The sequence below is a fragment of the Salmonella sp. NW38 genome (assembly GCF_051807745.1).
GTDB classification, from domain to species: domain Bacteria; phylum Pseudomonadota; class Gammaproteobacteria; order Enterobacterales; family Enterobacteriaceae; genus Salmonella; species Salmonella enterica.
Map to the genome: position 1 here is coordinate 360,394 of NZ_JAMMTO010000003.1, position 15,982 is coordinate 376,375.

General features: G+C 53.3%; 14 protein-coding genes. 13 read left to right on the plus strand and 1 reads right to left on the minus strand.

Annotated features, from left to right (window positions below):
* Positions 1-162 precede the first annotated feature (162 nt).
* The 13 genes from serC (at position 163) to NA624_RS08030 (ending at position 15,203) form a co-directional block, all read left to right on the plus strand.
* Complete coding sequence (gene serC / locus NA624_RS07970; RefSeq protein WP_000079585.1) at positions 163-1,251, plus strand: 3-phosphoserine/phosphohydroxythreonine transaminase; 1,089 nt, start codon at positions 163-165, stop codon at positions 1,249-1,251.
* A gap of 70 nt (positions 1,252-1,321) precedes the next feature.
* Positions 1,322-2,605: a 3-phosphoshikimate 1-carboxyvinyltransferase gene (gene aroA / locus NA624_RS07975; protein WP_000445196.1), complete on the plus strand. Its 1,284-nt coding sequence runs from the start codon at positions 1,322-1,324 to the stop codon at positions 2,603-2,605.
* 143 nt (positions 2,606-2,748) lie between these two features.
* Entirely contained in the window at positions 2,749-3,510 is a 762-nt protein-coding gene (locus tag NA624_RS07980) for a M48 family metallopeptidase (protein WP_000792298.1), read from the plus strand.
* 172 nt (positions 3,511-3,682) lie between these two features.
* The gene (gene cmk / locus NA624_RS07985; protein ID WP_000125007.1) at positions 3,683-4,366 is read left to right on the plus strand and encodes a (d)CMP kinase; all 684 of its coding nucleotides are present in this window, start codon (positions 3,683-3,685) and stop codon (positions 4,364-4,366) included.
* 113 nt (positions 4,367-4,479) lie between these two features.
* Entirely contained in the window at positions 4,480-6,153 is a 1,674-nt protein-coding gene (rpsA, locus tag NA624_RS07990) for a 30S ribosomal protein S1 (protein ID WP_000140324.1), read from the plus strand.
* Positions 6,154-6,308: 155 nt separating this feature from the next.
* Positions 6,309-6,593 (plus strand): integration host factor subunit beta, encoded by a 285-nt coding sequence (ihfB, locus tag NA624_RS07995; RefSeq protein ID WP_000167332.1) that lies wholly within the window; start codon positions 6,309-6,311, stop codon positions 6,591-6,593.
* Positions 6,594-6,822: 229 nt separating this feature from the next.
* On the plus strand, positions 6,823-9,087 hold the full coding sequence (locus NA624_RS08000) for a ComEC family protein (protein WP_000705798.1): 2,265 nt from the start codon (positions 6,823-6,825) through the stop codon (positions 9,085-9,087).
* Between the two features lie 36 nt (positions 9,088-9,123).
* A complete protein-coding gene (msbA, locus tag NA624_RS08005) occupies positions 9,124-10,872 on the plus strand; it encodes a lipid A ABC transporter ATP-binding protein/permease MsbA (RefSeq protein WP_000551246.1) in 1,749 nt (582 codons plus the stop codon).
* The gene (gene lpxK, locus NA624_RS08010) at positions 10,869-11,846 is read left to right on the plus strand and encodes a tetraacyldisaccharide 4'-kinase (protein ID WP_000561684.1); all 978 of its coding nucleotides are present in this window, start codon (positions 10,869-10,871) and stop codon (positions 11,844-11,846) included. Before msbA ends, lpxK begins: the two co-directional genes overlap by 4 nt.
* Before the next feature lie 43 nt (positions 11,847-11,889).
* Positions 11,890-13,122 (plus strand): winged helix-turn-helix domain-containing protein, encoded by a 1,233-nt coding sequence (locus NA624_RS08015; protein ID WP_000056928.1) that lies wholly within the window; start codon positions 11,890-11,892, stop codon positions 13,120-13,122.
* A 51-nt stretch (positions 13,123-13,173) separates the two neighbouring features.
* Positions 13,174-13,356 carry a protein YcaR gene (ycaR, locus tag NA624_RS08020; RefSeq protein ID WP_000350056.1) on the plus strand — a complete coding sequence of 61 codons (183 nt, stop codon included), beginning with the start codon at positions 13,174-13,176 and terminating at the stop codon, positions 13,354-13,356.
* Positions 13,353-14,099 (plus strand): 3-deoxy-manno-octulosonate cytidylyltransferase, encoded by a 747-nt coding sequence (gene kdsB / locus NA624_RS08025; RefSeq protein WP_000011580.1) that lies wholly within the window; start codon positions 13,353-13,355, stop codon positions 14,097-14,099. Before ycaR ends, kdsB begins: the two co-directional genes overlap by 4 nt.
* A gap of 210 nt (positions 14,100-14,309) precedes the next feature.
* Positions 14,310-15,203: a YcbJ family phosphotransferase gene (locus NA624_RS08030; RefSeq protein ID WP_000436893.1), complete on the plus strand. Its 894-nt coding sequence runs from the start codon at positions 14,310-14,312 to the stop codon at positions 15,201-15,203.
* Here NA624_RS08030 and elyC read toward each other — a convergent pair.
* Positions 15,183-15,959 carry an envelope biogenesis factor ElyC gene (gene elyC, locus NA624_RS08035; protein ID WP_000899550.1) on the minus strand — a complete coding sequence of 259 codons (777 nt, stop codon included), beginning with the start codon at positions 15,957-15,959 and terminating at the stop codon, positions 15,183-15,185. The two genes, NA624_RS08030 and elyC, sit on opposite strands and share 21 nt — an antisense overlap.
* Between the last annotated feature and the right edge of the window lie 23 nt (positions 15,960-15,982).

Genomic DNA, 15,982 nt, shown 5'->3' on the forward strand with positions numbered 1-15,982 from the left:
GGTTAATCCGGAAGATTCTGTTGTGTGACGCATGCCGCATTTTCTCCTCGCATTGTTTTACCCATTGCGGCGCGTGTCACTGAATGATAAAACCGATATTCACATGAATAACGTTTGCCTGATGTCTGTCAGGCAGGAAACAATGCAGCGTGGTGAGGGGAAATGGCTCAGGTCTTTAATTTTAGTTCAGGTCCGGCGATGCTACCGGCGGAAGTACTTAAACTGGCGCAACAGGAACTGCGTGACTGGCACGGTCTTGGTACGTCGGTAATGGAAATTAGCCATCGAGGCAAAGAGTTTATCCAGGTCGCTGAAGAAGCGGAGCAGGATTTTCGCGATCTCCTTAATATCCCCTCCAACTATAAAGTTTTATTTTGTCACGGCGGCGGTCGCGGGCAGTTTGCTGGCGTGCCGCTCAATCTGCTGGGCGATAAAACCACGGCGGATTATGTCGATGCTGGTTACTGGGCGGCGAGCGCCATTAAAGAAGCCAAAAAATATTGTGCGCCGCAGATTATCGACGCCAAAATCACCGTTGACGGCAAACGTGCCGTAAAACCGATGCGCGAGTGGCAGCTTTCCGATAACGCCGCTTATTTACACTATTGCCCGAATGAGACCATTGACGGCATCGCCATTGATGAAACGCCGGATTTTGGCCCGGAGGTGATCGTCACGGCGGACTTTTCTTCTACCATCCTGTCTGCGCCGCTGGACGTCTCTCGCTATGGCGTAATTTATGCTGGCGCGCAGAAGAATATCGGTCCGGCAGGACTGACGCTGGTTATCGTCCGGGAGGATTTGTTAGGCAAGGCGCATGAGAGTTGCCCGTCCATCCTCGACTACACCGTCCTGAATGATAACGACTCGATGTTTAATACGCCGCCGACTTTCGCCTGGTATCTTTCCGGCCTGGTGTTCAAATGGTTGAAAGCGCAGGGCGGCGTGGCGGCGATGCACAAAATCAATCAGCAAAAAGCGGAGTTGCTGTACGGTGTGATTGATAACAGCGATTTCTACCGTAACGATGTCGCACAGGCCAACCGTTCGCGGATGAACGTTCCGTTCCAGTTAGCGGACAATGCGCTGGACAAGGTCTTTCTGGAAGAGTCTTTCGCCGCCGGTCTGCACGCCTTAAAAGGGCACCGTGTTGTTGGCGGTATGCGCGCCTCTATCTATAACGCCATGCCGATTGAAGGGGTGAAAGCGCTGACCGATTTCATGATCGATTTTGAGCGTCGCCACGGCTAATACGTTTCTTTTTTCATCCCCACGGCCAGTCTGTGGGGTTTTTATTTCTGTTTTTTGAGAGTTGAGTTTCATGGAATCCCTGACGTTACAACCCATCGCGCGGGTCGATGGCGCCATTAATTTACCTGGCTCCAAAAGTGTTTCAAACCGTGCTTTGCTCCTGGCGGCTTTAGCTTGTGGTAAAACCGTTCTGACGAATCTGCTGGATAGCGATGACGTCCGCCATATGCTCAATGCCCTGAGCGCGTTGGGGATCAATTACACCCTTTCTGCCGATCGCACCCGCTGTGATATCACGGGTAATGGCGGCGCATTACGTGCGCCAGGCGATCTGGAACTGTTTCTCGGTAATGCCGGAACCGCTATGCGTCCGTTAGCGGCAGCGCTATGTCTGGGGCAAAATGAGATAGTGTTAACCGGCGAACCGCGTATGAAAGAGCGTCCGATAGGCCATCTGGTCGATTCGCTGCGTCAGGGCGGGGCGAATATTGATTACCTGGAGCAGGAAAACTATCCGCCTCTGCGTCTGCGCGGCGGTTTTACCGGCGGCAACATTGAGGTTGATGGTAGCGTTTCCAGCCAGTTCCTGACCGCTCTGCTGATGACGGCGCCGCTGGCCCCTAAAGACACAATTATTCGCGTTAAAGGCGAACTGGTATCAAAACCTTACATCGATATCACGCTAAATTTAATGAAAACCTTTGGCGTGGAGATAGCGAACCACCACTACCAACAATTTGTCGTGAAGGGCGGTCAACAGTATCACTCTCCAGGTCGCTATCTGGTCGAGGGCGATGCCTCGTCAGCGTCCTATTTTCTCGCCGCCGGGGCGATAAAAGGCGGCACGGTAAAAGTGACCGGGATTGGCCGCAAAAGTATGCAGGGCGATATTCGTTTTGCCGATGTGCTGGAGAAAATGGGCGCGACCATTACCTGGGGCGATGATTTTATTGCCTGCACGCGCGGCGAATTGCACGCCATAGATATGGATATGAACCATATTCCGGATGCGGCGATGACGATTGCCACCACGGCGCTGTTTGCGAAAGGAACCACGACGTTGCGCAATATTTATAACTGGCGAGTGAAAGAAACCGATCGCCTGTTCGCGATGGCGACCGAGCTACGTAAAGTGGGCGCTGAAGTCGAAGAAGGGCACGACTATATTCGTATCACGCCGCCGGCGAAGCTCCAACACGCGGATATTGGCACGTACAACGACCACCGTATGGCGATGTGCTTCTCACTGGTCGCACTGTCCGATACGCCAGTCACGATCCTGGATCCGAAATGTACCGCAAAAACGTTCCCTGATTATTTCGAACAACTGGCGCGGATGAGTACGCCTGCCTAATCCTTCTGTTGCGCCAGTCGACAGGCTGGCGCATCGAGGTCCGCATTCGCACTATTTTTACAATTATGACTAATGCTAATTTGTTGATGATTTAACACATTGATTTATGTGTTTTTTATAATAGTTATCAACGGAAGATTAGTATGAAAAATAAATCATTATTACTGGCGGTGGCGATTTCCGCTACGCTACTGGCAGGATGTAAAAATGGCGTGAATGGCAATTTAATCGCCAGTTCCGGCATGTCAGCCTACAAAGCCGCCACACTGTCCGATGCGGATGTTAAGGCATTATCTAATAATGCCTGTAAACAAATGGACAGCGAGAATCAACTGGCAGGTTCGAAAAGCAAATACACCAAACGTCTGAGCAAAATCGCCAAAGCGCTGGGTAACAACATTGACGGTACGCCGGTTAGCTATAAAGTCTATATGACCAGCGATATCAACGCATGGGCGATGGCGAACGGGTGCGTTCGCGTATACTCCGGCCTGATGGATCTGATGACCGATAATGAAATTGAAGGCGTACTGGGCCATGAACTGGGCCATGTCTCTTTAGGGCACTCCCGCAAGGCAATGCAGACCGCCTATGCCACGCTGGCGGCTCGCGATGCGATTTCCGCCACCAGCGGTGTCGCAGCGCAGTTTTCCCAGTCTCAATTGGGCGATCTGGCGGAAGGCGTCATCAATTCGGCGTTTTCTCGCAGTCAGGAGTCGGATGCGGATGATTTCTCTTACGATCTGCTGAAAAAACGTGGGATTAACACCCAGGGCTTAGTCACGGCATTCGATAAATTCGCCACAATGGACGCAGGTCATGCAAAATCATTGATGGACTCCCACCCGGCTTCAGCCGATCGCGCGCAGCATATGCGCGACAGAATTGCCGAAGATAAAAAGTAAATCATTGTCATCTTTCGGGCTGGTTTCTCGCCGGCCCGCTATAATTGCGCAATTATTCCGCATCTGATTACAGACAAAACTGGTTTTTGCACGCAACGTTAACGGTCGCGAGCGTTGGCGCGTATAATGCGCGGCGTTTACGTTAACAGTACGCCTGTTTAAGGAGATAAAGATGACGGCAATTGCCCCGGTAATAACCATTGATGGCCCAAGCGGTGCAGGTAAAGGCACCTTGTGCAAAGCAATGGCGGAAGCATTGCAATGGCATCTGCTGGATTCCGGCGCGATATACCGCGTACTGGCGCTGGCGGCATTGCATCACCATGTCGATCTCGCCTCTGAAGATGCGCTGGTGCCGCTGGCGTCCCATCTGGACGTGCGTTTCGTCTCAACGGACGGCAACCTGGAAGTTATCCTGGAAGGCGAGGACGTTAGCGGCGAAATCCGTACGCAGGAAGTCGCGAACGCGGCATCCCAGGTGGCGGCATTCCCACGCGTGCGTGAAGCGCTTCTTCGCCGCCAACGTGCATTCCGCGAAGCGCCTGGTTTAATCGCCGATGGACGCGATATGGGGACCGTGGTCTTCCCGGATGCGCCGGTAAAAATTTTCCTTGACGCCTCCTCGGAGGAACGTGCGCATCGACGTATGCTACAGTTGCAGGAGAATGGCTTTAGTGTTAACTTTGAACGCCTTTTGGCCGAGATCAAGGAACGCGACGATCGCGATCGTAATCGCGCTGTAGCGCCGTTAGTTCCTGCTGCTGATGCATTAGTTTTGGATTCTACCCGATTAAGCATTGAGCAAGTGATTGAAAAAGCGTTACAATATGCGCGCCAAAAATTGGCTCTCGCTTAAATGCGACCGAATTTGTAGTACCCCCGTTGCAAAGGATTGACAGCGGGTATGTTAAACAACCCCATCCGGCACGGAGCCAGGTGGACGTTAAATATGAAACCTGAAGATTAAACATGACTGAATCTTTTGCTCAACTCTTTGAAGAATCCTTAAAAGAAATCGAAACCCGCCCGGGTTCCATCGTTCGTGGTGTTGTTGTTGCTATCGACAAAGACGTAGTACTGGTTGACGCCGGTCTGAAATCTGAGTCTGCCATTCCGGCTGAGCAGTTCAAAAACGCCCAGGGCGAACTGGAAATCCAGGTTGGTGACGAAGTTGACGTTGCTCTGGATGCAGTAGAAGACGGCTTCGGTGAAACTCTGCTCTCTCGTGAGAAAGCTAAACGTCACGAAGCATGGATTACGCTGGAAAAAGCTTACGAAGATGCTGAAACTGTTACCGGTGTTATCAACGGCAAAGTTAAGGGTGGCTTCACTGTTGAGCTGAACGGTATTCGCGCGTTCCTGCCAGGTTCTCTGGTAGACGTTCGTCCGGTGCGTGACACTCTGCACCTGGAAGGCAAAGAGCTTGAATTCAAAGTAATCAAGCTGGACCAGAAACGTAACAACGTTGTGGTTTCTCGTCGTGCCGTTATCGAATCCGAAAACAGCGCAGAACGCGATCAGCTGCTGGAAAACCTGCAGGAAGGCATGGAAGTTAAAGGTATCGTTAAGAACCTCACTGACTACGGTGCATTCGTTGATCTGGGCGGCGTTGACGGCCTGCTGCACATCACTGATATGGCCTGGAAACGCGTTAAGCATCCGAGCGAAATCGTGAACGTTGGCGACGAAATCAACGTGAAAGTGCTGAAATTCGACCGCGAGCGTACCCGTGTATCCCTGGGCCTGAAACAGCTGGGCGAAGATCCGTGGGTAGCTATCGCTAAACGTTATCCGGAAGGTACCAAACTGACCGGTCGCGTGACCAACCTGACCGACTACGGCTGCTTCGTTGAAATCGAAGAAGGCGTTGAAGGCCTGGTTCACGTTTCCGAAATGGACTGGACCAACAAAAACATCCACCCGTCCAAAGTGGTTAACGTTGGCGACGTAGTGGAAGTGATGGTTCTGGATATCGACGAAGAACGTCGTCGCATCTCCCTGGGTCTGAAGCAGTGCAAATCTAACCCGTGGCAGCAGTTCGCAGAGACCCACAACAAGGGCGATCGCGTTGAAGGTAAAATCAAGTCTATCACTGACTTCGGTATCTTCATCGGCCTGGACGGCGGCATCGACGGCCTGGTTCACCTGTCTGACATCTCCTGGAACGTTGCAGGCGAAGAAGCAGTTCGTGAATACAAAAAAGGCGACGAAATCGCTGCAGTTGTTCTGCAGGTTGACGCAGAACGTGAACGTATCTCCCTGGGCGTTAAACAGCTCGCAGAAGATCCGTTCAACAACTGGGTTGCTCTGAACAAGAAAGGCGCTATCGTAACCGGTAAAGTCACTGCAGTTGACGCGAAAGGCGCAACCGTAGAACTGGCTGACGGCGTTGAAGGTTACCTGCGTGCTTCTGAAGCATCCCGTGACCGCGTTGAAGATGCGACTCTGGTTCTGAGCGTTGGCGACGACGTTGAAGCTAAATTCACCGGCGTTGATCGTAAAAACCGCGCAATCAGCCTGTCTGTTCGTGCGAAAGACGAAGCTGACGAGAAAGATGCCATCGCAACTGTTAACAAACAGGAAGATGCAAACTTCTCTAACAACGCAATGGCTGAAGCATTCAAAGCAGCTAAAGGCGAGTAATCCTCTGAAACTTCGGGCCTTTTAGTCCGAAGTATAACGAGATTACTTGACAGATTGCAGGTTTCGGCCTGTAATCAAGCACTAAGGGCGGCTACGGCCGCCCTTAATCAATCTCACGGCTGCAGCCAATTTGCCTTTAAGGAACCGGAGGAATCATGACCAAGTCAGAATTGATTGAAAGACTTGCAACCCAGCAATCTCACATTCCCGCTAAGGCGGTTGAAGACGCGGTAAAAGAGATGCTGGAGCATATGGCCTCGACTCTTGCGCAGGGCGAGCGTATTGAAATCCGCGGTTTCGGCAGTTTTTCTTTGCATTACCGCGCGCCTCGTACCGGACGTAACCCCAAGACCGGCGATAAAGTGGAACTGGAAGGAAAATACGTTCCTCACTTTAAACCGGGTAAAGAACTGCGCGATCGCGCCAATATTTACGGTTAAGTTTTAACGCAAAACTTGAACCCGAAAAAAGCACCGTCAGGGTGCTTTTTTCATTTATACACCGTCAGGTGCAAACGCTATTCGACCGAAAACTGGAAAACGTTTCGCATTTTTTGCTGCGTCTTACATTTATCAGGTAAAAAACCTGGAATCCGCGCCGTATAGCACAAAATCCCCTCCAGACAATGGCGTCCTGAACCTGCACACTTTCCCGCACAGGGAGGTGTCTATGAAGATAACGACGGTCAGCGTATGCGTAGTATGCGGCATACTTCCGCTCATGATATTGCCAGTATTACCTGACACGTGGATTCTCGCGGTGCTGTTTTGTCTGGCATGTTTGCTTTGCCTCATACCCCATAACTATGCGCGCTACGCGGCATTAACCTTGCTCTTTTTCATGTGGGGGATATTTGCCGCCAGGCAGGCCATCTGGGCGGGAAACGTCCTGCCCGCCGCGACGCAGGAGGCGACAGTCGTCATTACTGCCACCGATCATATGACCACTCATTATGGGCGAATCACCCATTTGCGCGGAAAGCCGCTCTTTCCTGCTGTAGGGATTGTCCTGCATGGCCAGTACTTACCCACGGAAGTGTGTGCCGGGCAACAGTGGGCGATGACGCTGAAGGTCAGAGCGGTACACGGACAGCTTAACGAAGGCGGTTTTGATAGCCAACGTTACGCGCTGGCGCAGCACCAACCATTGACCGGGCGTTTTCTACAGGCTAAAGCGATTAACCCTGAGTGTAGCTTGCGTGGGCGCTATCTTGCTTCGCTTCGCGCTACGCTTGCGCCTTATCCGTGGCAACAGGTTATTCTGGCGTTGGGAATGGGGGAGCGGGGAGAGGTGTCGCAGGAGGTGAAGGCCGTTATGCGCGATACGGGGACTGCCCATTTGATGGCGATTTCCGGCCTGCATATCGCTTTTGCCGCGTTATTGGCTGCCGGATTAATCCGTGGCGGACAATTCTTTTTGCCGGTCAGATGGATTCGTTGGCAGACGCCATTGCTGGGCGGCATTCTTTGCGCGATATGTTATGCCTGGCTTACCGGCTTACAACCGCCTGCGCTGCGCACGGTGGCGGCACTGAGCGTCTGGGGAGGATTAAAATTAAGCGGACGACAGTGGAGCGGCTGGCAAGTCTGGTGTTGCTGTCTGGCCGCGATTATTTTCGCCGATCCTGTGGCGGTTATATCACAAAGTCTTTGGCTGTCAGCATTTGCGGTTGCCGGCCTGTTATTCTGGTATCAGTGGTTTCCTGTGCCAAACGGAAATTTTCCACGAGGCTTACGCTGGTTGCTTAACCTGCTTCACCTACAGGCAGGCATTACACTTCTGCTTTTGCCTCTCCAGGTGGCGCTTTTTCATGGCATAAGCGTTACCGCAATGCTGGCGAATCTTTTTGCCGTACCCTGGGTCACATTTGTGACGGTTCCGCTCATCCTGGCGGGAATGATTCTGCATTTAACCGGGCCGTTTTTTCTTGAAGAGTGGGTATGGTACCTGACCGATCGCGCGTTAGCCGCGCTATTTTACCTGTTGAATGCTTTACCGCAGGGCTGGGTGAATATTGATAACCGTTGGCAGTGGCTGACGTTTTGGCCCTGGCTAACGCTTATCGCGTGGCGATTAAACGTCTGGCGTACCTGGCCGGCGGTCTGTTTATGCGGGTTATTGTTAATGAGCTGGCCACTCTGGCGGCCGATAAACGCCAGCGGATGGCAGGTGCATATGCTGGATGTCGGTCAGGGGCTGGCGATAGCGATCGTCAGGGGCGATAAAGTAATACTCTACGATACCGGTCGGGCATGGCCGGAGGGCGACAGCGGGCAACAGGTTATTATTCCCTGGTTGCGCTGGCATAATCTGACGCCGGAGGGCGTTATTTTGAGTCATGAGCATCTGGATCATCGGGGCGGGCTGCGTTCGCTACAGCGGATCTGGCCGTCAATGTGGATTCGCAGCCCGTTAGGCTGGCAGGGACATTTGCCCTGTTTTCGCGGCGAGCAGTGGCAATGGCAGGGGCTAACGTTTCAGGCGCACTGGCCGTTACGCGAAAGTGCCGATCGAGGAAATAACCGCTCCTGTGTGGTCAAAGTGGATGACGGTGTACATAGCATCCTGCTCACGGGCGATATTGAAGCGGGCGCTGAACAAAAAATGCTAAGTCGTTACTGGCGACATCTTGCGGCGACGTTTATCCAGGTGCCGCATCATGGTAGTAATACGTCGTCGTCGTTACCATTTATTCAGCGCGTACATGGTGAAGCGGCGCTGGCGTCCGCATCGCGCTATAACGCATGGCGGCTGCCGTCCCGCAAGGTAAAACAGCGCTACCGACAACAGGCGTATCAGTGGTTTGATACACCCCACCAGGGGCAAATTTCGCTGCGGTTTTCTCCGCAGGGCTGGCGCATACAAGGCTTGCGGGATCAAATTTTACCTCGCTGGTATCATCAGTGGTTTGGCGTGTCCGAGGATAACGGGTAGAATATGCGGCTATTTCAACAAATGCTGGTTTTTTGAATGCATAACGATAAAGATCTCTCTACGTGGCAGACCTTCCGCCGACTGTGGCCAACCATAGCGCCTTTTAAAGCAGGTCTGATCGTGGCGGGCATAGCGTTAATTCTCAACGCAGCCAGCGATACCTTCATGCTATCGCTCCTCAAGCCATTACTGGATGATGGTTTCGGTAAAACGGATCGCTCAGTGTTGCTGTGGATGCCGCTGGTGGTTATTGGGCTGATGATATTACGAGGCATCACTAGCTATATCTCCAGCTACTGTATTTCATGGGTGTCAGGCAAAGTGGTAATGACCATGCGCCGTCGCCTGTTTGGCCATATGATGGGAATGCCCGTCGCCTTCTTTGATAAACAGTCTACCGGTACGCTGCTGTCGCGTATTACATACGATTCAGAACAGGTTGCCTCTTCTTCATCTGGCGCGCTAATTACCGTGGTGCGTGAAGGGGCATCGATCATCGGATTGTTTATCATGATGTTCTATTACAGCTGGCAGCTGTCGATCATCCTGGTTGTTCTGGCGCCGATTGTGTCGATTGCGATTCGCGTTGTCTCAAAGCGGTTCCGCAGCATCAGTAAAAATATGCAGAACACGATGGGACAAGTGACTACCAGCGCTGAACAAATGCTGAAAGGACACAAAGAGGTACTGATTTTTGGCGGTCAGGAAGTCGAAACTAAACGCTTTGATAAAGTCAGCAATAAGATGCGACTGCAAGGCATGAAAATGGTCTCTGCCTCGTCAATTTCTGATCCTATCATTCAGCTCATTGCCTCGCTGGCGCTGGCGTTTGTTCTCTATGCTGCGAGCTTCCCAAGCGTAATGGATAGCCTGACGGCAGGGACCATCACCGTGGTGTTCTCCTCCATGATCGCGCTGATGCGTCCATTAAAATCGCTGACAAACGTTAACGCGCAGTTCCAGCGTGGGATGGCGGCTTGTCAGACGTTGTTTGCGATTCTGGACAGCGAACAGGAGAAAGATGAAGGTAAACGTGTCATTGACCGCGCGACCGGCGATCTCGAATTCCGCAATGTGACGTTTACTTACCCGGGCCGTGAAGTGCCGGCATTGCGTAACATCAATTTGAAAATTCCTGCCGGGAAAACCGTGGCGCTGGTGGGGCGTTCCGGATCGGGTAAATCAACTATCGCCAGCCTGATCACCCGTTTCTACGATATTGATGAAGGACACATCCTGATGGATGGTCACGATCTACGCGAATACACTCTGGCCTCGCTACGTAATCAGGTGGCGCTGGTTTCGCAAAACGTGCATCTGTTTAACGACACGGTCGCTAATAACATTGCTTATGCCCGGACGGAAGAATACAGCCGCGAGCAGATTGAAGAGGCGGCGCGCATGGCCTATGCCATGGACTTTATCAACAAGATGGATAATGGCCTGGATACCATCATCGGCGAAAACGGCGTACTGCTTTCCGGCGGTCAACGCCAGCGTATCGCGATTGCCCGCGCCTTACTGCGCGACAGCCCGATTCTGATCCTTGATGAAGCTACGTCTGCGCTGGATACCGAGTCTGAACGTGCGATTCAGGCCGCGTTGGATGAGCTGCAGAAAAACCGTACCTCTCTGGTGATTGCGCATCGTCTCTCCACCATCGAACAGGCGGATGAGATCGTTGTGGTCGAAGACGGCATTATCGTTGAGCGCGGCACTCATAGCGAGCTGCTGGCGCAACACGGCGTTTACGCCCAGCTACATAAGATGCAATTTGGCCAATGATTGCGCGTATCTGGTCTGGTGAATCCCCGCTATGGCGGTTACTGCTGCCGCTCTCCTGGCTGTATGGCCTGGTGAGCGGGGCGATTCGTCTGAGCTATAAGCTTGGTTTTAAACGCGCCTGGCGAGCGCCGGTACCGGTGGTTGTGGTAGGGAATCTTACGGCTGGCGGTAACGGTAAAACACCCGTAGTCATTTGGCTGGTGGAAAAGCTGCAACAGCGTGGCGTGCGCGTGGGGGTCGTTTCCCGCGGCTACGGCGGGAAAGCTGCCGCTTATCCGCTGCTCCTGACGCCGGAGACGACAACCGCAGAAGCGGGAGATGAACCGGTATTGATTTATCAACGGACCGGCGCGCCTGTCGCGGTGGCGCCTGAACGCGCCGCGGCGGTGAAAGCGATTCTGGCGGCGCATAATGTGCAGATTATTATCACCGACGATGGGTTGCAGCATTACCGACTAGCGCGAGATATTGAAATTGTGGTGATTGACGGCGTGCGCCGTTTTGGCAACGGCTGGTGGCTTCCTGCCGGCCCTATGCGCGAACGCGCCAGTCGCCTGAAAACCGTGGATGCCGCTATCGTGAATGGCGGCGTCGCCCGGGCGGGCGAAATACCCATGCAGCTAACGCCTGGACTGGCGGTGAACTTACGTACGGGAGCGCGTTGCGATGTGGCGCAACTGAGCAATATTGTGGCGATGGCGGGCATCGGTCATCCGCCGCGCTTTTTCGCGACTCTGGAAGCCTGTGGCGCGCATCCGCAAAAGTGTGTCCCGCTGGCCGATCATCAAACGCTCGCCCCTGCTGACGTTCAGGCGTTGGTCGGTGAAGGGCAGACCCTGGTAATGACGGAAAAAGACGCGGTGAAATGCCGTGCTTTTGCCGAAGGTAACTGGTGGTTCTTACCGGTTGATGCGCGTTTGTCCGGTGAGCAGCCTGATAAGTTGCTTGAACATATCACCTCGCTGGTTCGCTAGCGTACCCCAATGCTGCGGCAGTGATGAATTTATGGAGTCATGAATGTCATTGCCGTACCTTTCTCTTTCCCAGGCCCGTTGTCTTCACCTTGCTGCGCAGGGGCTATTGAAAAAGCCGCGCCGTAACGCGATGCCTGGCGATGTTCTTGCCGCCATCTCACGCATGGCGTTGTTGCAAATTGATACCATCAATGTTGTCGCACGTAGCCCCTATCTGGTGCTGTTTAGCCGTCTCGGTTCGTACCCGCAGGCCTGGCTGGATGAGGCGCTGCGACGCGGCGAGTTAATGGAATACTGGGCGCATGAGGCCTGTTTCTTACCACGCCGCGACTTTAAACTTATCCGCCATCGTATGCTGTCGCCGGAAAAGATGGGCTGGAAATATCGCGCGGCATGGATGCATGAACACGCGGAAGAAATAGAACAGCTGGTTCGGCATATTCAGGAGCACGGTCCGGTGCGTTCTGCCGATTTTGAACATGCGCGGAAAGGCGTCAGCGGCTGGTGGGAATGGAAACCGCATAAACGCCACCTTGAGGGTTTATTTACCGCCGGAAAAGTCATGGTTGTTGAGCGGCGTAATTTTCAACGTGTCTATGATTTAACGCCCCGTGTGATGCCGCACTGGGATGATGAACGCGATGGACTGTCACAGTCGCAGGCGGAAAGCCTGATGCTGGATAATAGCGCGCGCAGTCTGGGGATTTTCCGTGAACAGTGGCTGGCGGATTACTACCGCCTGAAACGTCCTGACCTGAAGGGATGGCGGGAGAGCCGGGCGGAACAGCAGCAGATTATTCCGGTCGAGGTGGAAACGTTGGGGCGGATGTGGCTTCATGCCGATCTTCTTTCGCAGCTGGAACCGGCGCTAAATAACGCCTTAAAGGCGACTCATAGCGCAGTACTGTCGCCTTTCGATCCTGTGGTATGGGATCGCAAGCGGGCAGCGCAGCTCTTCGGATTTAACTATCGGCTGGAATGTTATACGCCCGCAGCGAAGCGCCAGTACGGTTATTTTGTGCTGCCGCTATTATACCTGGGCCGTTTAGTCGGGCGAATGGATGCCAAAATGCACCGTAAAACGGGGGTGCTTGAGGTTATCTCGCTGTATCTGGAGGACGATATCCGCCCTGGCGTTAGTCTGCAAAAAGGAATCTGGCAGGCTATTAGCGCGTTTGCTGCCTGGCAACGGGCATCGCGCGTGACGCTGGGACAATGTCCGCCAGGCCTGTTTAGCGCCATGCGTCATGGCTGGGAAATAGACCCTGCACCATAACCGATTATGTTAATATTGAAGGATTCACAATCCGGTCCATCTGGAGGAACTATGGATCATCGTCTGCTTGAAATCATCGCCTGCCCGGTATGTAACGGCAAACTCTGGTATAACCAGGAAAAGCAAGAATTAATTTGCAAACTGGATAATCTCGCTTTCCCGTTACGCGACGGCATTCCTGTATTGCTGGAAAATGAAGCTCGCTCCCTGACATCTGATGAGAGTAAATCATGAGTTTCGTCGTCATCATTCCGGCCCGTTTTTCATCTACTCGACTGCCAGGCAAACCATTAGTGGATATTAATGGTAAGCCCATGATTGTTCATGTCCTGGAGCGGGCGCGCGAATCTGGCGCGGAACGCATTATTGTCGCCACCGATCATGAAGACGTGGCTCGTGCGGTAGAAGCGGCTGGCGGCGAAGTGTGCATGACGCGCGCCGATCACCAGTCCGGCACCGAACGGTTGGCGGAAGTGGTAGAGAAGTGCGGATTCAGCGACGATACCGTTATTGTGAACGTTCAGGGCGATGAGCCGATGATCCCGGCGGTTATTATTCGCCAGGTCTCGGAAAATCTGGCGCAGCGCCAGGTTGGCATGGCGACGCTGGCGGTGCCGATTCACAGCGCCGAAGAAGCATTTAACCCGAATGCGGTAAAAGTCGTGCTGGATGCTGAAGGCTATGCGCTTTACTTTTCCCGGGCGACGATTCCCTGGGATCGCGACCGCTTTGCAAAAAGTCTGGAAACAGTAGGGGATACTTGCCTGCGCCACCTGGGCATTTATGGCTATCGCGCGGGTTTTATCCGCCGTTACGTGAGCTGGCAACCCAGCCCGCTGGAACATATTGAAATGCTGGAGCAACTCCGTGTGCTGTGGTACGGCGAAAAAATTCATGTCGCCGTCGCCAAAGCGGTGCCCGGCACGGGCGTAGACACTGCCGACGACCTGGAGCGCGTGCGCGCTGAAATGCGTTAACATGATCCTGTTCATGATCGTCTTAGACGGTCATGAACAGCGCGGTATGATAGCGCAAAGATGAATACTCACGTTTGCTCATCAGTGGCGGTTTTCTCGTACCGTTACGATTTTCCTCATTTTTCTTTTCTTCCCTTGATCTGATACGGGTGACATCTGTCCATACGACGCTCATTATTAAAGCAGTAGCACTAATGGGGGTTATCTGGAATGGAACAGTTGCGGGCCGAACTCAGTCATTTGTTGGGTGAAAAACTTAGCCGTATAGAGTGCGTGAATGAGAAAGCGGATTCCGCATTGTGGTCATTATATGACAGCCAGGGAAATCCGATGCCGCTGATGGCGCGAAGTTTTACCACTCCCGGCGTTGCGCAGCAACTGGCATGGAAAACCTCAATGCTGGCGCGTAGCGGTACGGTGAGGATGCCGGTAATCTATGGCGTATTGACGCATGAAGAGCATCCTGGTCCGGATGTGCTGCTGCTGGAACGACTGCGCGGTGTGCCGGTCGAGGCGCCGGCGCGCACTCCGGAACGCTGGGAACAGCTAAAAGATCAGATTGTCGAAGGGCTGTTAGCCTGGCATCGGCAGGATAGCCGCGGTTGCGTGGGCGCCGTAGACCATACTCAGGAGAATATCTGGCCTTCCTGGTATCGTCAGCGGGTGGAGGTGCTGTGGACGACGCTAAATCAGTTCAGCAATACCGGCCTGACGATGCAGGACAAACGCATTCTGTTTCGTACCAGAGAATGTCTTCCTTCGTTATTTGAAGGGTTTAACGACAACTGCGTACTGGTGCATGGCAACTTCTGCCTGCGCAGTATGCTTAAAGACGCCCGTAGCGATCAGCTTCTGGCGATGGTCGGCCCCGGGCTGATGCTGTGGGCGCCGAGAGAGTTCGAACTGTTTCGCCTGATGGATAATCCATTGGCGGAGGGATTGCTTTGGCATTATCTGCAACGCGCGCCAGTGGCGGAGTCCTTCATCTGGCGGCGTTGGCTCTATGTGCTGTGGGACGAGGTTGCGCAATTGGTCAATACCGGACGTTTTAACCGTACCAATTTTGATCTGGCGGCGAAATCATTACTCCCCTGGCTTGCCTGATATGCCTTTCAGCCACTGCCAAAGTCGCCCTAATGTTTCATACCCAGCGCGATCGCTGTGCATCAGCCAGACCGGGGACGGAATTGCCCGCTCCCAGGGATTGAGCGGCGAATCGATCGCCAACTGATTCGCCGGTGCGGGAAGCGGATTCAGCCCGGCATGCTGAAAGAAAATCATCGCACGCGGCAAATGCGAGGCGGAGGTTACCAACAGGAAAGGGGCGTCGCCGATGGCCTGCTTAACGGCGGCGGCTTCTTCTTCCGTATCTTTTGGCTTATCCAGCGTAATAATATCGTTACGCGGTACGCCCAGCGACTGTGCCACCCGCGCACCGACTTCCGCCGTGCTTACCGTATTGGTTTTTGCTACGCCGCCGGTAAAAATCAGCTTTGCTCCCGGATTCGCGCGCCACAGCCGAATGCCTTCCGCCAGCCGCGGCAAGCTGTTGTTAATTAAATTAGAGCTCGGCGCCCACTGCGGGTTCCAGGTATAGCCGCCGCCGAGAACCACAATATATTCCACCTTTTGCGGACCCTGCCAGGTAGGGTAGCGGTTTTCTATCGGACGCAGCAGATGGTCAGAGACGGGTTGCAGGCTTAATAGCAATAGCGCCAGCCAACCTACGCTGATAAATACTTTTCCGGTCTTCTGAAAGCGGCTAAACCAGAGCAGCGCCAGGCCGACGCCAATGATCAGCAACATCAGCGGAAGCGGCAATAACATACCGCCAATCACTTTCTTTAGCGTAAAAAGCATCCTTTTTGGTTCCTTTTTTAACC